Consider the following 23727-nt stretch of genomic DNA (forward strand, 5'->3'; position numbering starts at 1 on the left):
TTAAAAACAATTTTATTCTAAAATCGGGATAATAATTTGTTTATTCTTTTACCACTGGTAGCTTACAAACAGTTTGGCATTACGACCATACTGTGGTGCTCCCAGCGATGAGTAGTAGGCTTTATCAAAAGCGTTACCCAGTACAACGGAGGTCGTTAGCCCTTTTAATGTTCCAGTGCCATGATAGCTAACGTAGAAGTCATTGACGCCATAGCCTGCATATTGAGAAACCTTCCGACCGTATTCATCCCTATTGGTGCCATATACTCCTTTAACTTGGGTATGCTGGGTGAATTTACCGATCCATCCAATAGAGAAATCTGTGTCAGATAATGGAATATCTAAAGTGCTGGTTAGGGTATCAGGGCTGAGTGCTCCTATAGATACCCCAGTTTTTTCGTTCTTACCCGTTGTTCGGTTATAAGCAAGGTTCCAGGAGAACCAGTCAGAATCATACGTCATAGAAATATCCCAACCCCAAATTTTAGCTTTTGGAATATTGAAAGATGTCGTAAATCTCCTATCAGGTGTCACAGTGGAAGATATGTAATCTTTTGCCTGAGTATCAAAATAACTGGCTTTAAATTTCAGACCATCATTATTGGTTAAAACATCATCGAAACGTAGTCCGAAGCCATATTCCTGGGTTTCATTACTTTCAGGGCGTAGGTTTGGATTGGGTTTCCAGTAGTTTCCAGGAAAGTGTCTAGAATCGTTATACATTTCGCCCATAGTCGGGGAACGGAATGCCTGGGAATAAGAAGCAAATAGCATTGACCAATCTGTAGGGGTAATACTAATGGCGCCTTTTGATGACCATTTGTCGGCACTGATATCATCATATTTGCTATTTGTGGCTTTGTAATTGTCGTAACGTGTACCCACAATAAATGAAACAGGTAAATCACGCAGGGTCATTTCATCTTGAACCCAGCCAGATGCAAAACGGATATCGGCGTTGGGAAAACCTTCTACAATACGGCTACTTGGTTTTTGTTTTTGTTGATAGGCTTCACCACCATAGGTAAATTGGTGTGCAGCAAAGGCAGTACTTCCCAAATGGGAACGGTTTTCAAGTTTTATACCATAAGTTTCTTGTTTACGGCCTTCAAAGGCCTTGTCTTTGCTTCTGTTATTAATATTTATATCGGAATAATAAATATCTGCTCTGGCATTTAACCAGCTATATTTGGCTGGGTTTAATTGATAAGACAATTGAGCATCACGTTGTGTTGTGGTGCGGTCTAATCGTTCGTTTCCCTTGCCATAGATGGTTTGTGGATTTTTAGGCTCATGTGCCTCATTGCGGTAATAACGCAAGTTGCCGCTGAACTTTTGGTTGTCATCTATTTTCCAGACGCCTTTTACCAACGCATTACCGATGGATTCATCGTTATTTTCTGTTATGCCCTTTCCGAAACGGATATTGCCCGCATCACGGGTGCCAAATGCAACTAAACCATCAAGCTGTTCGGTTTTACCGAATGCAGCTCCCCCAAATCCCAGACTGTGGTCACCGCTCCCTGCGCGGCTAAAAACACGAAAACCCGTATTTTTGCCTTCTTCCAATAAATCAGCGGCATCTACTGTTTGATAGGCAATAACACCACCCAGGGCACCACTGCCATATAATAGTGCTGATGGACCACGGACAACTTCCACCTGCTTAATCAAAGCGGGATCGAGAAATACACCATTGAGGTGTCCGGTATTGCTCCCTTGCCGAATACCATCAACAAGAGTCAAAACCCCTTTTTGGGTATAACCCCGAATACTGATATCTTGTCCATTGGCACGACCAATACCAGCGATATCAACGCCCGGAATATTGCGCAGTAAATCATTTGCGTTGTCTGCAACCTGACTGCTGGCTGAATTGCCTTCAATGACTGTAACCATCATAGGGGCTTCAAAGCTGTCACGTTGGTTGCCAGTGGCGTAGACAGTTACAGTATCTTTGGAAGATTTCTCTTTCTTGGAATGTACTGTTTCCGAAGGTACTGTTGTGGCATACGCAGAAGATAAACTCGCGAAGATGAGTACACTTAATGTAGACAGTTTCAGGTTTAGTGATTTAATTAAAGTCATGCAAGTCAATTTCCATGGTGAAATAGCGTGTTCCTGTGGACACAATTTACTGATATATCACTGTTATTCAGCAGTGGGTTTGTTAGATTTTTTATTGCGTCAGAGTTGACCATCAATGCAATTGATTCATTGAATAACAATTATTCCGATATTGAGAATAATTATCGTTTCAATGGTGGTTAACTTCAAGTTATTTTTTCTATACCTGAAATTTTGAAGTAATATTTTGATTTAAAAAATTTTTTTTCGGATTATTGGCTCCCGAGAGTTGGGGGAGCCAAAATAAGGAAAGGATTCAGGAACGATTTCTCATGGCTTCGTCAAGAATATTGATAAATTCTTCCGTATCTTGCCAGCCGAGGCATGGATCAGTAATAGATTGGCCGTATGTTAACGTTCCTCCCTGGATAACTTTTTGAGTTCCTTCAACCAAAAAGCTTTCAGCCATAACACCAGCAATCGCTGTTGAGCCGGATTGGATCTGTTCACCAATATTTTTTGCTATATCCAATTGACGACGATGAATTTTCTGACAATTAGCGTGGCTGCAATCTACAATCAAACGTTCAGGTAAGTGAAATTCACGTAATTTATGGCAGGTTGCTGCAATATCTTCAGCACTGTAATTCGGTTTTTTCCCACCACGCATAATAATATGTCCATAGGGGTTGCCACTGGTTTGATAAATAGTCATCTGGCCGTTTTTATCTGGAGACAAAAACATATGCCTGGCTCGTACTGCACGTATTGCATCAATAGCGATAAGCGTATTACCATCCGTCCCGTTTTTAAAACCCACTGGGCATGACAAGGCAGAAGCCATTTCCCGGTGAATTTGGCTCTCTGTTGTTCTGGCGCCAATCGCTCCCCAACTGATTAAATCGGCAATGTATTGACCAGTGACCATATCCAGAAATTCTGTCGCCGTCGGGATACCTAATTCATTGATATCAATTAACAGCTTACGGGCAAGGGAGATCCCTCTATTAACCTGGCAAGAGCCGTCCAACATGGGATCTGAAATCAAGCCCTTCCAACCAACAACAGTTCTCGGTTTTTCGAAGTAAGTTCGCATCACGATTTCTAGATTTTGCTGGTATTTTTTGCGTAGGGTGCGTAAGCGAGAGGCATAATTAAGGGCGGCATCAGCATCATGAATGGAGCAGGGACCAATAATGACCAATAGACGTTGATCCTCGCCTGTTAGGATGGATTCAATGCGCTTTCGTGACAATGTCACATTTTGTAAGATTTTGTCTGATATAGGATATTGTTCTGCAAGTGCTTTAGGTGTGATCAGGCTATCAATGCGGTGGGTTCTTAACTCATCTGTTTTGTACATATACTTTCTTTCTCGGATTCTACTTCGTATTGTGACAGAGTCTGGAATAACTGGGGAATCACAATAACTCAACCCCCAGTAAATTCAACAGACAATCATGATATTTACGCGAGAAAGTGTCGTGAATAAATATTGTTAAACATGTTATGTTTTGAAATCAGAACATACGACGTTTTAATCCCATGCTGTCAATAATTTTGGCTGAAATCTCTTCGACAGAATAATTAGTGGTATTCAGGTAATTGATCTTATTTTTTCGAAATAAAGCCTCAACTTCAGCAATTTCAACCCGACATTGTCGTAATGAAGCATAACGGCTATTTTCACGCCGTTCTCCACGGATAGTAGCAAGCCTTTCTGGGCTGATCGTCAGACCAAATAATTTATGCTGAAAGGATTTTAAAGCAGCGGGTAACTGCAAATTATCCATATCATCTGCGGTAAAAGGATAGTTTGCAGCCTGAATACCAAATTGCATGGCAAGATAGAGGCTGGTGGGTGTTTTTCCACACCGAGAGACGCCAAGTATAATGACTTGAGCCTGATCAAGATTACGTAATGAAATACCATCATCATGGGCGAGAGTGTAATCAATGGCAGCAATACGTGCATCATATTGCCCCAGATTTTTTTTCGATAAGCCGTGAGTTCGGTGTAATTCGGGTTTGGGTTCCAGGCCAATTTCTTGCTGTAATGGTGCAACTAATGTTTGAACAATATCCTGACAAAATCCGTTACTGCGGGTAATAATGCTTTTCACTTCATCCGAGATGATGGAATAAAAAACTAATGGTTTGATTTGGGTTTGCTGATATATCGCGTTTATTTGATCTCTGACTTCCTCTGCTCTGGCTTTGCTCGTCACGAAAGGTAAGGTATAGGAAGTAATAGTAATTGGAAATTGGGATAACACAGCATGGCCTAAAATTTCTGCGGTGATTGCCGTTCCATCAGAAATAAAAAATACGCTGCGTTCCAGTATTTCATTTTCCGCTGTTTGGGAAGGATGGATTTCTATCATTGTCTCTCTTCTTTTATCGTTATGCCCTTGGATTTTTTCCAGAATTATACCCGTAAAAAAATAATATTGTTGGGTTGATCGATTCACCTTTCTATATCTGGCAAGACAATGTGCTAGGCTATTTCCTGCTGTGAAGTGCAGCTTTAATTTTCCGATTTGTACCTCCGAATGTAAAAAAGGATAGTTTCTAATGTCCAATAGTGGCCTCACCCCAAGCAATGTGCTCTGGTATAACCAATTAGGTATGAATGACGTTAATCGGGTTGGTGGTAAAAACGCCTCGCTGGGCGAGATGATCACCAATCTGGCTGAACTTGGCGTGTCTGTTCCCAATGGTTTTGCTACAACTGCACAGGCATTTAATGATTTTCTGGAACAAAGTGGTGTGAACCAGCGTATTTATCAATTGCTGGATGAAACCAATGTTGATGATGTCAATCAGTTGGCTAAAACTGGCGCACAGATCCGTCAGTGGGTGATTGATACGCCATTTACGGCTCAACTTGAAAAAGATATTCGTGATGCCTATCTGCAATTGTCTGAAGGCGAGCCTGATGCCTCTTTCGCTGTGCGCTCTTCTGCAACTGCGGAAGATATGCCGGATGCTTCTTTTGCTGGACAGCAAGAAACTTTCTTGAATGTGCAAGGCATTGATGCGGTGATGGTGGCTATCAAGCATGTCTTTGCATCACTTTTTAATGATCGTGCCATTTCTTACCGTGTCCATCAAGGTTATGACCACCGAGGTGTTGCACTTTCTGCGGGTATACAGCGCATGGTGCGTTCTGATTTGGCTTCGTCTGGGGTGATGTTCACGATTGATACTGAATCAGGTTTTGATCAGGTTGTGTTCATTACATCAGCTTATGGTTTGGGGGAGATGGTTGTGCAGGGGGCAGTAAACCCTGATGAATTTTATGTCCACAAACCGACGTTGAAGAACAATCGCCCGGCAATAGTGCGCCGTAATCTTGGCTCTAAAAAAATACGTATGATTTATGCAGATAGCAAAGAGCATGGCAAGCAAGTGCGTACGGAAGCTGTATCAGAGGAATTGCGCAATCGTTTCTCTTTGGTTGACAGTGAAGTGGAAGCGTTGGCCAGACAGGCTTTGTTGATTGAGAAGCATTATGGTCGTCCGATGGATATCGAGTGGGCGAAAGATGGGCGTAATGGCAAGTTATATATTGTGCAAGCCCGTCCTGAAACTGTCCGATCAAATCAGCAGGTAATGGAACGTTACCAACTCAATGAGCAAGGTAATGTATTGGTAGAAGGTCGAGCAATTGGGCATCGTATCGGCGTTGGAACAGTCAAAGTTATCCACAATCTGAGTGAAATGGATCGCATTCAAGTGGGAGATGTATTGGTCACTGACATGACTGATCCGGATTGGGAACCGATCATGAAAAGAGCAGCAGCTATTGTCACTAATCGTGGAGGACGTACCTGTCATGCCGCCATTATTGCTCGTGAGCTGGGTATTCCTGCCGTTGTTGGTTGTGGTGATGCGACTGAACGTCTACAAGAAGGTCAACAGGTAACGGTTTCTTGTTCGGAGGGTGATACAGGTTACGTTTATCAGCATAAACTAGATTTCAGTGTTCAGAGTTCCCAAATTGATAAACTGCCGGAATTGGATGTGAAGATCATGATGAATATAGGCAATCCTGATCGCGCATTTGATTTCGCTTGTTTGCCAAATGAAGGGATTGGCTTGGCTCGACTGGAGTTTATTATTAACCGAATGATCGGTGTACATCCTCGTGCTCTGCTTGAATATTCCAAACAGTCTTCTGAGCTGCAAGAGCAAATTAAATCGTTGATGGTTGGTTATGATGATCCTATTGAGTTTTATGTAGGAAAATTAACCGAAGGGATTGCAACGCTAGCGGCAGCATTCTGGCCCAAACGGGTGATCGTTCGCTTGTCAGATTTCAAATCCAATGAATATGCGAATTTAGTGGGTGGAGACATGTATGAGCCACATGAAGAAAACCCAATGCTGGGTTTCCGTGGGGCAGGGCGCTACGTTTCTGACAGCTTCCGTCAATGTTTTGCGTTGGAGTGCGAGGCGATCAAGCGGGTACGTAATGTGATGGGATTAACTAACGTTGAGGTGATGATCCCGTTTGTGCGTACCGTTGCTCAAGCGGAAGCGGTAATAGCGGAATTGGCATCTCAGGGTTTGAAGCGCGGTGAGAATGGCTTGAAAGTTATCATGATGTGTGAAATTCCATCGAATGCGTTGTTAGCAGAGCAATTCCTTCAATATTTTGACGGCTTCTCAATTGGCTCAAATGATATGACGCAATTAGCTCTGGGATTAGATCGCGATTCTGGTGTGGTATCCGAATTATTCGATGAACGTAATGACGCGGTGAAACAATTACTTTCTATGGCAATTCAGGCGGCTAAACGGCAGGGGAAATATGTTGGTATCTGTGGACAAGGGCCTTCGGATCATGAAGATTTTGCTCAATGGTTAATGGAGGAAGGAATTGACAGTTTATCATTGAATCCTGATACAGTCGTGAAAACGTGGATTGCTTTGGCTGAGAATAATTAACTGGAAATCACTCATAGCATTTAATTCAAATATAAATATAAGAGCCTGTTAAGATACTTTCAGGCTTTTATATTCTATGTTACATGTTTTTTGGAATACAAAAAAAAGCCTATCATAGGCTGACAGGCAAAGACTACACACAGCAATATATATACTTCATTGACCCCAGCCTATGGCGTTATAAGCTGAGATGGCAATACTCTGGGAAACATTTGTTTCGATGAATTGAATACTAATTTAATAGGTGAGTTTATTCATTAAGAATCCTCTTAATAAATAGAGATTAGGAAAAAAACTTTATAAAAATAACTTTTTTGCAACAATTTTTCTGGTGGGTTTTCTTTTTTACGAAAAAATAATTTTATATTTTAGATGGAGGTTTTGATGATATATCCATCAATTTTATAATCGCGCGAAAATACTATTTTTTCGCGCAATTATTTAATTATTTGACGTGCTTTTCCCCGAAATGTTTTTCCATATCTGTCATTCTTCCTTCGGGTTTAGGAACTTCATTCATCCATGCCAATAATAAACTGTAAGAAACAGCCAATACAACAGGCCCAATAAATAGCCCAATGACACCTAATGACAGGATCCCACCGATGACACCAGTAAGAATTAATACCATAGGTAAGTCAGCACCAAGACGGATCAGGAAAGGGCGTAGGACACCATCCATAGTGGTTAATACCAGGCTCCAGATAATTAAAATTGTTCCCCAGGTTGTTTCTCCCGTCCAATAAAGCCATGCGATAGATGGAACGAGAACAAGCAGAGGCCCTAACTGGGCAACACAGCATACAAACATGAGTACTGTCAATATCATTGGATACGGAATGCCGGCAATTGCTAACCCAATTCCGCCCGCAATGGCTTGAACCAACGCCGTTACCACCACGCCAAGAGCTACAGCCCGGATCGATTGGGCAGCCAGCAACACTACGGCATCACCTCGTTTATCTGCCAGCCGGATGGCAAAATGGCGGATACTCAGCATAACCTGATCACCTTTCCAATAAAGTAATACACTGAACATAACCATCAGTACCAGATGGAAAAGAAAGCGTCCTGCATTAGCGGCTTGGGTAAAAAACCAAGTTGCTGCTTTACCGATGTAAGGGGGAATTTTGTTGAGAAGCATGTTACTACCATCAGCAATCAAATCCTGCCATTTAAGATATAAATCTTTGCCAATGACAGGTACTCGATTGAGCCATTCCAGTTGTGGAAGTTGAAAAGAGGAAGGTGATTTTGCCCATTCAATCAATGGCGCACTGTTTTCTACCAAGCTGCTGACAAGTAACGCAATAGGGATAACAAATAACAAAACTAACAGTAACGTCATGATAGAAACTGCAATCCAGCGTTTTCCCCATAATCGTTGTTGTAACTTCTCCAATAATGGCCAGGTTGCGATAACCACCATTCCTGACCAAATAAATCCCAAAATAAAGGGACTTAAAACCCAAAAGCTGGTGGTAATGAGCAATAAAATGAAGAATAGAGCGAATAACAACTTAGGTAAATCTTGGTGTGATTGTGATTTTTCCATGAAATCATTTCTCAGGTAATTAAATAGTGTTGGCGGTAACAACGGTAATTAAATATAACGTTACTTCATTGGTTGCTCAAAATCGATAAATATTGTGATATGGTTGAAAGCCTGCTCAGAAACCAGAAAATTGTCTGAGTTACGTTACCCAAGATAGTATATAGATAAAGCAATGTGGATATTTATTAGAATAAGGGGCAATTAGCCAATGATCCCACGTATATCACAAGCCCCCCATGTCAGTGAACTGGCACAGAACTATTTGATTGCACTGAAAGAAGCGGGTTTTACCGGAGACACTGCCAGTAGCTATGCCGACAGACTGACTATGGCGACAGATAACAGTATTTATCAACTGTTACCACAAGCTATTGTATTTCCTCGTTCCAGCGCCGATGTTGTATTGCTGACAAGAATAGCAGAAGAGGCGCGTTTTAAGGTCCTGACATTTACCCCCCGCGGTGGGGGAACGGGTACAAATGGGCAATCACTTAACAGTGGTATTGTGGTGGATATGTCCCGTTATATGAACCGCATTCTGGAAATCAACCCAGAGCAGGGATGGGTAAGGGTAGAAGCCGGTGTTATCAAAGATCAGCTTAATCAATATCTAAAACCTTTCGGTTATTTTTTCTCTCCAGAACTTTCAACCAGTAACCGTGCTACGTTGGGCGGCATGATCAATACGGATGCTTCCGGTCAGGGATCGTTGGTTTATGGCAAAACCTCGGATCATGTCCTGGGTATACGTGCTGTTTTATTGGGAGGGGAAATGTTAGATACCCGTCCTGTGAGCACAGCATTAGCGGAATCGATTGCTCAAGAAGAGAGTATAGCTGGTCGTGTTTATAAAACGGTATTGGAACGTTGCCGTGAACAACGGAAACTCATTATTGAGAAGTTCCCTAAACTCAATCGATTTCTGACGGGATACGATTTACGCCATGTATTCAGCGACGATATGCAGTCTTTTGATCTCACCCGTATTTTGACGGGTTCTGAAGGTACTCTGGCCTTCATTACCGAGGCGACACTGGATATCACGCCGTTACCTAAAGTCAGGCGACTGGTGAATGTCAAATATAACTCCTTTGATTCTGCCCTACGTAATGCTCCCTTTATGGTCGAAGCCGAAGCACTTTCGGTTGAAACGGTAGACTCTAAGGTACTGAACCTGGCGCGCGAAGATATCATCTGGCATTCAGTGAAAGAATTGATTACTGACGTGCCTGATAAGGATATGCAAGGTCTGAATATTGTCGAATTCAGTGGTAATGATGAACAGAAGATTGATCAGCAGTTGCAGGAACTTTGCTTACGCCTTGATGAATTGATGAAAAAAAATCAGGCGGGCATTATTGGTTATCAAATATGCCATGATTTGATGGATATTGAGCGCATTTATGCCATGCGGAAAAAATCCGTCGGATTGTTAGGCAACAGTAAAGGCCCTGCTAAACCCATTCCCTTTGTCGAAGATACCTGTGTTCCTCCTCAACATCTTGCCGATTATATCGCTGAATTTCGCCAGCTTTTGGATAATCACAAACTGAATTATGGTATGTTTGGGCATGTCGATGCAGGTGTTTTGCACGTGCGTCCTGCGTTGGATATGTGTGATCCTCAGCAGGAAATCTTGATGAAACAGATTTCTGATGAAGTTGTTCATTTGACGGCCAAATATGGTGGTTTGTTATGGGGAGAACATGGAAAGGGTTTTCGGGCAGAATATAGCCCTGCCTTTTTTGGTGAGGCCTTGTATAACGAACTGCGCCGAATAAAGACGGTATTTGATCCACTCAATCGACTCAATCCGGGGAAAATTTGTCCACCAATTGGTGTCGATGCTCCCATGATGAAAGTTGATGCAGCCAAGCGCGGGACTTACGACCGTACCATTCCTGTTAATGTAAGGGGAGCATTTCGCGGAGCGATGGAATGTAATGGTAACGGATTATGCTTCAATTTCGATGTCAGAAGCCCAATGTGTCCGTCAATGAAAATCAGTCAGCATCGCATACATTCTCCCAAAGGTAGGGCGACCTTGGTGAGAGAGTGGTTGCGGCTTTTGACAGAACAAGGGGTTGAACCCAAAGTGTTGGAGCATGGGCTGGAGCAAGAGCGCCCCAGTTTGCGGGGACTGATTGAAAAAACGCGTCATAGTTGGCAAGCGTGGCGCGGTGAGTATGATTTTTCGCATGAAGTCAAAGAGGCAATGTCAGGTTGTTTAGCCTGTAAAGCTTGTTCAACCCAATGTCCGATCAAGATTGATGTTCCTTCGTTTCGTTCACGCTTTTTAGCGCTGTATCACAGCCGTTACTTGCGCCCATTGCGTGATCATATTGTTGCTAATGTTGAATCCAGCACGCCATTGATGGCAAAAGCGCCGCGAGTATTTAATTTTTTCCTGAAACAACCGTGGGCACAAAAAATCAGCCAGCATACCATTGGCATGGCTGATCTGCCGTTACTCTCCTACCCGACATTGCAACAGCAACTTGCGGGTCATTATGCAGTAAGGACAACGCTGGAACAGCTGGAAGGCTTGTCATCATTACAGCGTGACCAACATGTGCTGATTGTCCAGGATCCTTTTACAAGTTATTACGATGCTAAAGTGGTCACCGATTTTGTATTGCTGGTAGAAAAATTGGGATATAAGCCTGTTTTACTGCCATTTTCACCCAATGGAAAAGCACAGCACGTCAAAGGATTCTTGCATCGATTTGCCAAAACCGCGGGAAAAACGGCTGACTTTCTTAATCGAATAGCGCGCCTGAATATTCCTATGGTAGGTGTCGATCCTGCTTTAGTTCTGTGTTATCGGGATGAATACAACGCTATTCTCGGTGAACGGAGGGGAGATTTTCATGTTCAGTTGGTACATGAATGGCTAATCAGCATTTTGCCGGAAAAAATGTCACAAGCGAAAAACGATGATTCAATGTTCAGAGACGACTGGTATCTGCTTGGGCACTGTACCGAAGTGACAGCATTGCCTAATAGCGGCAAACAGTGGGCTGATATCTTCTGCCATTTTGGTCATCAATTGAATCATGTCAATGTCGGGTGTTGTGGTATGGCTGGTACATATGGTCATGAAAAGAAAAACCTGGAGAGATCCATTGGCATCTACAATCTTTCATGGACTCCGGCACTGAGAAATCTATCCTTAGAACATTGCCTAAGTACCGGGTATTCGTGTCGCAGTCAGGTGAAGCGTATAGAAGGAAAACTGCTTAAACATCCATTACAAGCCCTATTGGAGATAATGTCGTGATTTGGAAACGTAATATAGATGTAAATGCACTTAATCAATTTAACGGTGAGTGTATGGTAAGACATGTAGGGATCGAATTTACCCAGCTTGGTGATGATTTTATCGAAGGAACAATGCCCGTCGATCAACGAACTAAACAACCCTTCGGGATTTTGCATGGTGGGGCATCGGTGGTATTAGCTGAAACACTTGGCTCGATTGCCGGTTATCTCTGCTCGGAAGGCGAACAGAAAGTGGTGGGCGTAGAGATTAATGCTAACCACCTTAAATCTGTTCATGAAGGCATGGTTAAAGGGATTTGTAAACCTGTCCATCTTGGCCGTTCACATCAGGTCTGGCAGATTGATATCTATAATGATCAGCAACAATTATGCTGCACGTCTCGCCTGACAACGGCAGTTTTATCTTAATTATCCTACCTGTTATGTTTTTGTTCCTGTCAGTATGTGGCTGACGGGAACAGTCGGACGATATCAATCCCGCTTTGATTACTACGAATAAGATAGAATAGTTTTGCAAAGTAGGCTATTACTTAACCACTAACACTCAAGCATCATTTTCAGGAAGCACGTATGAAGCGATTTTTAACTGTTATCGGCATGTTCTTGATTGGCATGTTGTCGTTAAGTGGATTGACTCATATCGCCCATGCTATCGAGTACCCATTGCCTCCTGCTAATAGCCGCCTGATTGGCGAAAATTCTACCTATATTGTGCCCAATGACGGACGTCCGTTAGAATTCATTGCAGCCAAATACCAAATAGGATTATTGGCGATGTTGGAAGCAAATCCTGGTGTTGATCCCTATTTACCTAAACCTGGCACTGAGTTAATTATTCCATCACAGATGCTGCTGCCAGACACTCCCCGTCAGGGAATTATTATCAATCTGGCCGAACTCAGGCTCTATTATTTCCCCGAGGGAAAAAATTATGTCGTTGTGTACCCTATTGGAATAGGTCAACTTGGGCGTAACACGCCGACTATGACAACGTCAGTCAGCCAGTTGATCAAAAACCCGACATGGACACCAACCGTTAATATTCGCAAGGATTATGCTAGTCGGGGAATTATTTTGCCTGCTGTAATACCCGCAGGTCCAGATAATCCAATGGGAGATTTTGCCTTACGTTTGGCCGCCGGGCGTGGTGAATATCTGATCCACGGTACAAATGCGAATTTTGGCATTGGTATGCGTGTCAGTTCAGGATGTATTCGTTTGCGACCTGATGATATCGAAGCGCTGTTTCAGACTGTTCCACGAGGAACGCGTGTTCAAGTCATGAATGAACCAGTGAAATATGCCATAGAGCCAGATGGTAAGCGCTATGTGGAAGTTCATCAGCCACTTTCTAATAAAGAGGCTGATGATCCGCAAATAATGCCAGTTCCACGTTCTGAAGGCTTAGTGGAGTTCGTTAATAATCGTGAAACAGATGAATTCCTTGTTGATCAAGCTATTATTCGTCGTTCAGGAATGCCAGTGCAGGTAAATATAGCGCTGACTATAAATAGTCAGGCGGAAAAGGCGATTTTAAGGTCAATTGAAGATGCGGCCCCCGAAATTAAACCAGCTAAAATACCGCCATTACACCAACCAAGGCCAATTTATCAACCTGAAACATGAGAAATTGGGAAATATAGGGCGGCAAGCAGAGAAATAGAAATGGCGTACCACTGTACGCCATTTGTTATCAACAATTTCTACCTACTATAAAGATTATTTCTTGTATGAACGAACTTGGTTATCAAGGCGCTGATTCGCGCGAGCAGCTTCGTCTCTGGCTGATTGTACATCAGAACGAATAGAACTGAGATCACTGCCCAACTGGTCAACTTTAGAACCGAGAGTTTGAACCTGAGAGGCGAGTTGTTCAACTTTAGTTGCGCTTGAGCAACCCGCTAACAGAGTAGAAGCCAGAATTACTGCACCAAATACAACTTTAGCGCGATTCATCACATTACCCTCTAGATTAAGTTAATCTCCAAGTAGCCATCTAAGTATTACACAAACTATTTTAGAAAGAGAATAAATTTTTGCTACGAAAAAAATTCTGCACAAACAATAGAGTGACTTATCTGTTTAATTTTTATTAATTAAACATGAATTATTGTTATTTAGAAGCACAGCTCTAAACATAATTTCTAAAATATTCTAGTAGAGAAACAAAGAATAATATTAATTTTTAACGCTCACTATGATGATGGTGCACCATAGAAATATAAAAAGCCCAATTTGCATAATACAAATATGGGCTTCTTTATGATCCCAGTACTGCCCAAATTTAGACAGCACAGTTATTTAGCTTATTTAATCTTATAGCACGTGAACAGAGGAAGTGTTTGTGGTGCCACTTGGTACTAATGCACCGGATACCATGACAACGATATCCCCTTTGTGTGCCATACCACTTGCCAATGCAGCTTCTTTACCAATACGATAAAAATCATCGGTAGAAGCGATTTCTTTGACAATCTGAGTGGAAACACCTTTGACCAACAGCAGTTGACGGGCAGTGATTTCATTCGTTGTCAATGCAAGGATTGAGGCATTAGGGAAATACTTGCGGATAGATCTTGCAGACTTACCGCCATAAGTTGCTACCACAATCAGTGGAGATTCCAATTTTTCTGCAATTTCAACCGCGCCACGGCACACTGCTTCGGTAACGCGCAGCTTCTGAGTCCTGGTATGTTCAATTTTGCTGCCCATAACGCGATCTGTACGTTCACAGATTGTTGCCATGATGGAAACGGCTTCAACAGGATATTTTCCTTTCGCACTTTCACCAGAAAGCATTACCGCATCTGTACCGTCTAAGATAGCGTTGGCAACGTCGCCAGCTTCGGCGCGGGTAGGGCGTGGGTTTTTGATCATTGAATCCAGCATCTGAGTGGCAGTAATAACAACCTTACGAGCTGCATTACATTTTTCGATCATCATTTTTTGCGCGAAGATAACTTCTTCTACCGGGATTTCAACACCCAGATCGCCGCGGGCAACCATGATACCGTCAGACGCTTCGAGAATTTCATCGAAATTATTCAGGCCTTCCTGGTTTTCGATTTTAGAAATGATTTGGATGTGTTCGCCGCCATGAGCTTTCAGGTGCTCACGGATTTCCAGTACATCGGAACGTTTACGGATAAAAGATGCTGCAACGAAATCCACGCCTTGCTCACAACCGAAGATCAAATCCTGCCTATCTTTTTCTGCCAGTGCAGGCAGGTTGATAGAAACATTTGGCAGGTTAACGCCTTTGTTTTCACCCAAGTCACCGTTGTTCAATACTTCACAGATGACCTCAGTCGCGGTAATTTCTTTAACTGTCATAGCGATCAAACCATCATCAACCAATATGGTGTTACCTGGTTTCAGATCTTCTGGCAAACCGACATAAGTCACAGCGACACGTTCTCGATTGCCAATAACAGATTTATCTGTTGTAAAGGTGAAAGTTTGGCCCGCGGTCAGGGAGACGTCATTGCCATCTTCCAGCTTCATGGTGCGGATTTCAGGACCCTTAGTATCCAGTAAGATTGCGGCTTTTTTGCCAGTTTTTGCTACGACCGCGCGAATGTTTTTAATGCGCTGACCATGCTCTTCGTAGTCACCGTGAGAAAAGTTCAGGCGCATCACATTCATACCAGCATTAAGCAGTTTGGTCAATTTCTCTTCGGATTCTGTTTTTGGCCCGATAGTACAAACAATTTTGGTTTTTTTCATGACAATCTATCTACTGATTTAATGGATTAAAAGAGTGAATCGCTAGCCATTAACATTTGTGCCCGCATCATCTGATGTTTTGAGTTGCGCGACATAGTGAAAAGTGGATAGCAATAGAAAATGAATAGTAGTAAGCGTCAAATAGTTTTTCAGCGTGAAGTTCGGTATGTGCAGATATACGGATTTAGTTCGACTAATCATCTGTAATTTTTTCTGGATTCGGTAAATTAATTAGCTGAAACCATTCAACTTATGACATAAGCGTATTATAGAGACTAATTTCTGTGAAATGAATCAAAAAATAGCTTTTGAAAGGATTTCCACACAGAAAAGAGGAGATAGATATGGTTCATGATTAAAGAAATCAAGTTGTTGTGCAAATAAAACGTAATTGAGTTTTTAGTACACAGGTAGATTGGATAACAAGCTAGTTCATAAGTACAAAAGGATATTGGAATGAAAAAAATCGAAAAAAGGTAACGAGTATAAGAAATGAGAGAAGCGATGAATTAGATATGGTGCGTCCGAGTGGACTCGAACCACCGACCCCCACCATGTCAAGGTGGTGCTCTAACCAACTGAGCTACGGACGCACATCAAGATTCTATTTTCTGCCAACCGAATATTTGGTGCGTCCGAGTGGACTCGAACCACCGACCCCCACCATGTCAAGGTGGTGCTCTAACCAACTGAGCTACGGACGCAATCTAAATTACTGTGGCTGACAACGGGGACGAATATTAACGGGCACTGAGCCTTCTGGCAAGGGGAAAAATGCAAATTCTTGTTCAACTGCTCGCATTTACATCTTTTAGCATGAATTCGCAGCTTTTTCCCCTCGTGTTGGTAATCTAATATATTGAATTAACGAGTAGAACGTTTCAAAACATAATGGGCTGGCTGTTTTTGTGTCCATAAAATACGGTAACCCATCATGAATGCTGATGCGGTTAAACCGATAATAAACCCAATCCAGAAACCCTGTGGTCCCATCGGCTTAGTGACATAATCAGTCAATGCCAGAATATAACCACTAGGCAGCCCCAAGAGCCAATAAGCAATAAAAGTGATAAAGAAAATAGACCGTGTATCTTTATACCCGCGTAGTACTCCTGACCCAATGACCTGAACCGCATCAGAAAGTTGGTAAATAGCAGCAAACAACATCAAGTGGGAAGCAAGAAGAACGACCTCAGGATTATCGTTGTACATAAAAGCAATGTGTTTGCTAAACAGTACCGTGAAGGTCGCTGTCATACAGGCAATAATTAAGCCAACAATAATACTCGTATATGCGGATATCTTAGCGCCTTCTGTTGATTTTTGGCCCAAGTTGTAGCCAACGCGAATGGTGGCAGCGATCCCCAATGACAGCGGGAACATAAACATCATGGAGCTGAAATTGAGTGATATCTGGTGCCCTGCAACGGCCACAACGCCGAGCGGAGAAACCAACAACGAGACGACAGCAAACAGAGTAACCTCAAAGAACATCGCTAAAGCGATAGGCAGGCCAAGCAGTGCAATACGTTTTTGCGTATGCCATTCAGGACCCACAAATTTGTTGAATGTTGGGATATCTTTTTGGGAAGGCGAGTGCTTCACATAGGCAAGCAGCAACAGGAACATAACCCAGTAAACGGTTGCCGTTGCAACACCACAACCGACACCTCCCAATGCTGGTGCACCAAATTTACCGTAAATAAAAATATAGTTAACGGGAATATTGACCAGGAGTCCGGCAAGACCTATGACCATTGCTGGTTTGGTTTTCGATAATCCTTCACATTGACCACGTAAAACTTGATAAAACAAATAACCTGGCGCTCCCCACATGATCGCATGGATAAATTCCGTGGCTTTTTGTGCCAATACAGGATCGACATTATGTTGTGCTTCTATAATAAATCGGCTGTTATACAGTATTGCGATGGTCAAGATAGAGAGGAAGGTTGCAAGCCAAAACCCTTGCTGGATTTGACCTGCAATATTTTTTCTCTGGCCAGAGCCATTCATGTGTGCCACGATTGGCGTCAAGGCGAGCAATAAACCTTGGCCAAACAGAATGGTTGGCAACCAGATTGATGTGCCAACCGCCACCGCTGACATTTCAACAGCACCAGCTTTACCAGCCATGACGGTATCGACGAAACCCATCGCAGTTTGTGAAAACTGTGCGATGACGACAGGGATCCCTAAAGCGAGCAAACTACGCGCTTCATTTAAATATTTCTGCACGTACTACACCTTTTTTGATTGAAAATTAACGAGAAAAACAAGAAATATTTTTGCGAGCAAACGATGTTAATGGAAAATATATCGCTTATAAGCTGCCATATTGTATAGGACTCATTTTATTAATCCAATCATTGCACGATGTTTATACTCAACATGATTGAAGCAACACTCAACAGAAACTAAAATCAACCAAAATAATGTATTAAATAAAATGGTATTTAAACAGAGTAATGTTTAAACGAAATGATGTTTAAACAACATGGTGTTTAAAGGTGGTGGGTGGGTTAAACTAATCCGCCAGATGAAATTATTAAAGAGGTTCCCATGTTTACAGGTATCGTTCAGGGAAAAGCACCGATAGTTGCTATTGATGAAAAAATGCATTTTCGGACCTATGTTGTTAAATTTCCGGCTGAATTATTACCCGGAATTGAAACGGGCGCTTCTGTTTCCCACAACGGCTGTTGTCTGACTGTAACTAATATCGACGGTGATTTAATCAGTTTTGATTTAATGAAAGAAACATTGCGTTTGACCAACCTTGGCGAACTTAGGGTAGGTGATTTAGTTAATCTGGAAAGGGCGGCTAAATTTGGTGATGAAATTGGTGGGCATTTGATGTCCGGTCATGTTATTACAACAGCAGAAATTGCCAAGATCTTCACTTCTGAAAATAACCATGAAATATGGTTTCGAATTCACGATAAACAGTTAATGAAATATATTCTGCATAAAGGATTTGTCGGTATTGACGGAATTAGCCTAACAATTGGAGATGTAGTCAATAATCGCTTCTGTGTTCATTTAATTCCAGAAACATTGGAGCGTACAACTTTGGGCAAAAAACGTCTCGGTGAAAAGGTTAATATTGAAATTGATCCACAAACCCAAGCGATTGTAGATACCGTTGAACGTGTTATGGCTCAGAAAGAACAAGAAAAATTATTGTTACAGACTGAAGAATAATAAAAAATATTTCTAGATTCGATAAAACACGAAAGCTACAGAAATACCATTTCTGTAGCTTTAGAAATTTCATTATGAGGAGTTATCTAGGTACTCTTAATCCTTTTTCGATGCCTCGCGAGCTGAATACTATCTGCCATAACTGTATATCTCTTGCACGAAATGCACCTGCACAGGCGTTCAGGTAATAACTGAACATCCGTTTGAAGCGTGGGCTATAGTTACGCTCTATTTCATGCCAACTGGCGATAAATCGCTCATACCATGCCATCAATGTCCGGTCATAATCGGTCCCAAAATTGTGCCAATCTTCCATGACAAACTTTCCGGTAGTTGCTTTGGCAATTTTGGCAATCGACGGTAAGCAGCCGTTGGGAAAAATATATTTGCTGATCCATGCATCGGAACCTAATTTATCAATATTGGAACCGATAGTATGGAGAAGGAACAGACCATCAGGTGTTAAGTTCTTTTTCACTATATTGAAATAATTGTCATAATTTTTAGGGCCTACGTGCTCAAACATGCCGACAGATACAACGCGATCAAATTGAAGATTAAGGTTTCGGTAATCTTCAAGGATAATTTTTACATTTAGATCCTTGCAACGTTCCTGTGCATACTTCTGTTGCTCGGCTGAAATTGTTACTCCTGTGACAGATACTCCGTAGTTTTCTGCCGCATAGGCGGCCAAACCTCCCCATCCACAACCGATATCCAATAAAGTCATACCCGGAGACAGTTGTAGTTTTTCGCAAATCAGGCGCAGCTTATGGGATTGTGCTTCTTCCAGTGTGTTGGCATCTTTCCAATAACCGCAAGAATATTGCATGTGAGGATCAAGCATCCGAGTAAACAGGTCATTGCCTAAATTATAATGTTCCTCACCTACAATCCAGGCACGCTTGGGAGATTGTAAATTAAATATACGAGAGATAATTATCTTGAAGATATCTTTGACATTTTTAGGAATACGATGTTCTAAACCTGCCCGTAATACTTTGTAAAAGAAAATATCAAGGCGATCACATTCCCACCAGCCATCCATATAACTCTCACCCAGACCCAAGGAGCCTTCTTTCAATACGCGCTTATAGAAGTCAGGATTTTTAATACGTATGTCGAAAGGGCGCTTGCCATTGATATCAATATCAGTTTCCTGAAGCAATTCATGGGCGATCCTATGCCAAGGATCAGTGATTATTTTTTTACCTTCAACGAAAGACGAACTCATATACTCTCCAACATTTGTGTGATGGAATTTTGAGGTGTCACTTTGTAGCTGATTTTTATTATATAAAACCTCGAAGGTTTGTTTGAAAATAATATAGAAATTGCATTGAAAAGCACATATTGCCTATTCATCCTGAAATTAAATAGAGCGTCAATGCTCTGAAAGACCTCAAATTCCGAGTTTTTAGAATAATGAATCCGTATGAGTATATGAGTGAAATGGTATTTAAACAATCATCTAAAGGTCACATAATGGCGTAACCTTTAGATAATAATGTTCTTAACTATTATTTTTTTGGAAAATTATTGTATTTATGCTTGGTGACTTTTTTCAACACCTTGTTTTTGCAGCCAATAACCGATAGCCATGGGGACAACCGTAAGTGCCATGATTGTTGTCGTCGATAAAAGAGGGTATTCCATAAATAGAGAAACGATCATACTGGCAACAAAACAGAGGCCCAATTGCAGGGCATTTTGTAATGCAGCCGCTTTACCACTATCCTGTGGATAAACAGACAGAGCATTTGCTACTGCAATTGGATAGGATGCACCATTCATTGCCGCCATTACACAAAAAGGAATAAGAATGGCTATAAATGAAGGTTCACTTAATATGGAAATCAAACAAATAATGATCATGCTTACAGCATAGCCCACCAACAGAAATGGGAATACCGTTTCACTTTTTACTTTTTCCAGTAAGATACGGCAACCATACCCGCCAATCATAAATGCCAGAGTTTGGGGAATATAACTTAAGCCAATATCGGTAGGATCATAACCCATATCTTTCAAAATTGTTGGTGAACCCGTTAGCCAGGCAAAAAAACCTGCACTGCAAGATGCATAGATCAGTACATTTCCGTTAAAAACTGGGGAAGTGAATAACGTAAAGAAAGAAACTACCTTTTTATCGGCATGGGTTTCGATATTGGTGCGTTTATTGGTCAGAAAAAATGTTGGTATTAACAGCAAGATCGCTACGATCATTAAAACAAGGAAAATGATTCTCCAACCATTATGCGTTAATAACCATGCGCCCAACAAAGGAGCAAGAGCAGGGGAAAGAGCAACCAAAGGCATGATCATGGCAAAAACACGTTTGGTACGCTCTGCATCATATCTATCGACGACTAAAGCCTGCCAGGTCACCGCAGCAGAACAAACACCAACCGCTTGCATAAATCTCAATACCAATAACTGGATCGGGTCTGTTATCCAAAGCATACCTAAACAACTAATGGAAAACAGGAATAGGCCGATAATAAGAACAGGTTTTCTGCCCAAACGGTCAGACAATTGACCCCATAAAAGTTGGGCAAAAGCAAATCCGGCAAGAAAAATGCTAAGGCTCGCACTGATGGCGTTAGTTGATGTACCTAATTCTGCTTTCATTGTATCAAAAGCGGGCAGATACATATCAATGGCCAAATAGCCTAGCATGCTTAAGCCTGCGAGATAAGACATAAATGGAAGGGAGTTTTTATTTGTTGTCATTGTGTTAATAATTAGGTTTTGTAGTGGAGTGAGTAAGGAAATATTTGGCTTATTTTATATAGCATGATTTTTACTTGTGAAACGGTAATATTTGCACCATGCTGTGAAAAAAATTGAAAGGAAGATATATGTGGTCTGAATACTCTCTGGAAGTCGTTGATGCTGTTGCCAGAACAGGAAGTTTCAGCGCGGCTGCATCAGAACTCCATCGTGTGCCTTCTGCTGTCAGCTATACGGTAAAACAGCTTGAAGAATGGCTGGCAGTACCTCTGTTTGAACGTCGTCATCGTGATGTCGATTTAACGGAAGCGGGGGCAATTTTTGTCAAAGAAGCGCGTTCTGTTATCAAAAAAATGAATCACACTAGGCACCAGTGCCAACAGGTTGCCAACGGTTGGCGGGGGCAATTTAGTATTGCGGTTGATCAGGTAGTAAAACCAGAACGAACGCTTCGGCTAATTTTGGATTTTTATCGCCATTTTCCAGATATTGAGTTACTTATCTATCCAGAAGTTTTCAATGGCGTATGGGATGCTTTGGTGGATGAACGAGTGGATGTCGCCATTGGCGCGACACGTGCTTCCCCCGTGGGCGAGCGATATAGCTTCAGGGATATGGGGTTTATGCCTTGGCTGTGTGTAGCCAGTCCTGAACACGAACTGGCAGTAATATCGGAAAAATTGAATGATGATCAAATGCGGCCTTATCCCAGTTTATGTCTTGAAGACACCGCGCGCAGCTTACCTAAACGTGATACATGGGCTTTGGATAATCAGCGGAGGTTGATTGTTCCCGATTGGGATGTTGGATTAAGCTGCTTGATGGATGGATTGTGTGTAGGCATGGTGCCCAAACACCGAGCGCAACCGCTGATCCGTAAAGGCAAGCTGATTACACTTGAACTTGAACAACCATTGCCTGACAGCCCATGCTGCCTGACATGGTCGCAAAAAAGCCATTCACCGGCATTAAGCTGGTTACTTGATTATCTGGGGGATAGCGAAACGCTTAATGCCGAATGGCTGCAAGAAAATTAACTGTCAGCGGCGATAATCGATAAAAGGTCCATCTGCAACTGAGCGCCGTTCAACAAGGCGTGGGTGGACTTCGATAGTTTGAGCATCCTCACGTTTATTGACGATCCTGTCCAGTAGCATTGAAAAGGCCATTTGCCCTAAACGCTCTTTGGGTTGGTGGATGGTTGTCAATGCTGGCGTAAAATAGCGGGCATTACGAATATTATCATAACCGATGATTGAAATGTCTTGTGGAACGCGCAATCCCAACTCATCGGCTGCACAAATTGCTCCCATAGCCATGACATCTCCACCACAAAAAACAGCGGTTGGGCGATGTTTTTGATTCAGGATCTTGTACATAGCTTGATAACCGGACTCAGGTTCAAAATCACCTTGTACAATCCACTCATCCCGAATAGCGATATTGGCTTCTTTTAGTGCTTTGAGGAAACCTTGATGGCGGCCCCCCCCCGTATTTCTTGCCAATGACCCAGGAATAGATGCAATATCACGATGACCACGTTCAATGAGATAACGGCCAGCCAGGTAACCACCATGAAAGGCATTATCAATAATTGCATCGGTAAAATCGCCTCTGGATTCTCCCCAATCCATGACCACCATAGGAATATTACGATAGCCTTCCAGCATACTCAAAAGTTGCTCAGGGTATTCTGAACACATTACCAGCAAACCATCTACCCGTTTTTGCGCCAGCATTGCGAGATAAGCTTTCTGTTTATCAAGGTTGTTATGAGAATTACATAAAATCAGTGTATAACCTTTGCTATAGCAGCTATTTTCAACCGACTCTATGATCTCAGCAAAGTATGGTGCTTCACTTGATGTTGCCAGCAATCCAATGGATTTGGTGTGGTTAACTTTCAAGCTGCGGGCAACGGCACTGGGAGAATAGTTCAATTCTTTAATAGCGGCCCAGACTGCGGCCTTGGTATCTTCGGCGACGAAACGGGTTTTATTGATAACATGGGATACGGTTGTGGTCGAAACACCAGCGCGTTTAGCCACATCTTTAATCGTTGCCATGAAAAAAGGACTCCTGACCTTCTGGTCTAATTTATATACCCTTTATCTTTCTTGTCGGGTATAGCTATTTGTTAATCGTTTGCCAATATATTTATATACAGGGTGATGGTTGGCAATAATTTAGCGGTAAACCTTGAATTT

General features: G+C 42.1%; 16 protein-coding genes and 2 tRNA genes. 6 read left to right on the forward strand and 12 right to left on the reverse strand.

Annotated features, from left to right (window positions below; genetic code table 11):
- Nucleotides 1-48: 48 nt before the first annotated feature.
- From ACSJJG_RS09045 to ppsR, 3 genes are all read right to left on the reverse strand, one after another.
- Nucleotides 49-2088 carry a TonB-dependent hemoglobin/transferrin/lactoferrin family receptor gene (locus tag ACSJJG_RS09045; RefSeq protein WP_481089136.1) on the reverse strand — a complete coding sequence of 680 codons (2040 nt, stop codon included), beginning with the start codon at nucleotides 2086-2088 and terminating at the stop codon, nucleotides 49-51.
- Between the two features lie 295 nt (nucleotides 2089-2383).
- Nucleotides 2384-3430 carry a 3-deoxy-7-phosphoheptulonate synthase gene (locus ACSJJG_RS09050; protein ID WP_481089137.1) on the reverse strand — a complete coding sequence of 349 codons (1047 nt, stop codon included), beginning with the start codon at nucleotides 3428-3430 and terminating at the stop codon, nucleotides 2384-2386.
- A 157-nt stretch (nucleotides 3431-3587) separates the two neighbouring features.
- Nucleotides 3588-4451 carry a posphoenolpyruvate synthetase regulatory kinase/phosphorylase PpsR gene (ppsR, locus tag ACSJJG_RS09055; protein ID WP_481089138.1) on the reverse strand — a complete coding sequence of 288 codons (864 nt, stop codon included), beginning with the start codon at nucleotides 4449-4451 and terminating at the stop codon, nucleotides 3588-3590.
- A gap of 190 nt (nucleotides 4452-4641) precedes the next feature.
- Here ppsR and ppsA point away from each other — a divergent pair, with 190 nt between their 5' ends.
- Complete coding sequence (gene ppsA, locus ACSJJG_RS09060; protein WP_481089139.1) at nucleotides 4642-7020, forward strand: phosphoenolpyruvate synthase; 2379 nt, start codon at nucleotides 4642-4644, stop codon at nucleotides 7018-7020.
- A gap of 445 nt (nucleotides 7021-7465) precedes the next feature.
- Here ppsA and ydiK read toward each other — a convergent pair whose 3' ends face one another.
- The gene (ydiK, locus tag ACSJJG_RS09065; protein ID WP_481089140.1) at nucleotides 7466-8575 is read right to left on the reverse strand and encodes an AI-2E family transporter YdiK; all 1110 of its coding nucleotides are present in this window, start codon (nucleotides 8573-8575) and stop codon (nucleotides 7466-7468) included.
- A gap of 208 nt (nucleotides 8576-8783) precedes the next feature.
- Between ydiK and ydiJ the strand changes: the two genes are divergently transcribed.
- The 3 genes from ydiJ to ACSJJG_RS09080 all read left to right on the forward strand — a co-directional run bounded on the left by ydiJ (nucleotide 8784) and on the right by ACSJJG_RS09080 (nucleotide 13483).
- Entirely contained in the window at nucleotides 8784-11855 is a 3072-nt protein-coding gene (ydiJ, locus tag ACSJJG_RS09070; protein ID WP_481089141.1) for a D-2-hydroxyglutarate dehydrogenase YdiJ, read from the forward strand.
- Complete coding sequence (locus ACSJJG_RS09075; RefSeq protein WP_481089142.1) at nucleotides 11852-12265, forward strand: hotdog fold thioesterase; 414 nt, start codon at nucleotides 11852-11854, stop codon at nucleotides 12263-12265. Before ydiJ ends, ACSJJG_RS09075 begins: the two co-directional genes overlap by 4 nt.
- 162 nt (nucleotides 12266-12427) lie before the next feature.
- On the forward strand, nucleotides 12428-13483 hold the full coding sequence (locus tag ACSJJG_RS09080) for a L,D-transpeptidase family protein (RefSeq protein WP_481089143.1): 1056 nt from the start codon (nucleotides 12428-12430) through the stop codon (nucleotides 13481-13483).
- A gap of 93 nt (nucleotides 13484-13576) precedes the next feature.
- On the opposite strand, the gene ACSJJG_RS09085 is transcribed toward ACSJJG_RS09080, so the two are convergent.
- The 5 genes from ACSJJG_RS09085 to ACSJJG_RS09105 form a co-directional block, all read right to left on the reverse strand.
- The gene (locus tag ACSJJG_RS09085; RefSeq protein ID WP_481089144.1) at nucleotides 13577-13813 is read right to left on the reverse strand and encodes a major outer membrane lipoprotein; all 237 of its coding nucleotides are present in this window, start codon (nucleotides 13811-13813) and stop codon (nucleotides 13577-13579) included.
- A 360-nt stretch (nucleotides 13814-14173) separates the two neighbouring features.
- Complete coding sequence (pykF, locus tag ACSJJG_RS09090) at nucleotides 14174-15583, reverse strand: pyruvate kinase PykF (protein ID WP_481089145.1); 1410 nt, start codon at nucleotides 15581-15583, stop codon at nucleotides 14174-14176.
- Nucleotides 15584-16099: 516 nt separating this feature from the next.
- Nucleotides 16100-16176 (reverse strand) — tRNA-Val (locus ACSJJG_RS09095).
- A gap of 34 nt (nucleotides 16177-16210) precedes the next feature.
- Nucleotides 16211-16287 (reverse strand) — tRNA-Val (locus tag ACSJJG_RS09100).
- A 160-nt stretch (nucleotides 16288-16447) separates the two neighbouring features.
- Entirely contained in the window at nucleotides 16448-17821 is a 1374-nt protein-coding gene (locus ACSJJG_RS09105) for an MATE family efflux transporter (protein ID WP_481089146.1), read from the reverse strand.
- A 324-nt stretch (nucleotides 17822-18145) separates the two neighbouring features.
- On the opposite strand from ACSJJG_RS09105, the gene ACSJJG_RS09110 reads away from it, so the two are divergent.
- Entirely contained in the window at nucleotides 18146-18787 is a 642-nt protein-coding gene (locus ACSJJG_RS09110) for a riboflavin synthase subunit alpha (RefSeq protein ID WP_481089147.1), read from the forward strand.
- Nucleotides 18788-18869: 82 nt separating this feature from the next.
- Here the strand turns inward: ACSJJG_RS09110 and cfa are convergent, their stop codons facing one another.
- Nucleotides 18870-20021 (reverse strand): cyclopropane fatty acyl phospholipid synthase, encoded by a 1152-nt coding sequence (cfa, locus tag ACSJJG_RS09115; RefSeq protein ID WP_481089148.1) that lies wholly within the window; start codon nucleotides 20019-20021, stop codon nucleotides 18870-18872.
- Between the two features lie 311 nt (nucleotides 20022-20332).
- Nucleotides 20333-21520 (reverse strand): purine nucleoside transporter PunC, encoded by a 1188-nt coding sequence (gene punC / locus ACSJJG_RS09120; RefSeq protein WP_481089149.1) that lies wholly within the window; start codon nucleotides 21518-21520, stop codon nucleotides 20333-20335.
- Nucleotides 21521-21648: 128 nt separating this feature from the next.
- Here punC and punR point away from each other — a divergent pair, with 128 nt between their 5' ends.
- Nucleotides 21649-22557 (forward strand): DNA-binding transcriptional activator PunR, encoded by a 909-nt coding sequence (punR, locus tag ACSJJG_RS09125; protein ID WP_481089150.1) that lies wholly within the window; start codon nucleotides 21649-21651, stop codon nucleotides 22555-22557.
- A 3-nt stretch (nucleotides 22558-22560) separates the two neighbouring features.
- On the opposite strand, the gene purR is transcribed toward punR, so the two are convergent.
- Nucleotides 22561-23586 carry an HTH-type transcriptional repressor PurR gene (purR, locus tag ACSJJG_RS09130; RefSeq protein WP_481089151.1) on the reverse strand — a complete coding sequence of 342 codons (1026 nt, stop codon included), beginning with the start codon at nucleotides 23584-23586 and terminating at the stop codon, nucleotides 22561-22563.
- Nucleotides 23587-23727: the final 141 nt, after the last annotated feature.

Source organism: Xenorhabdus sp. SGI 60, assembly GCF_056632175.1.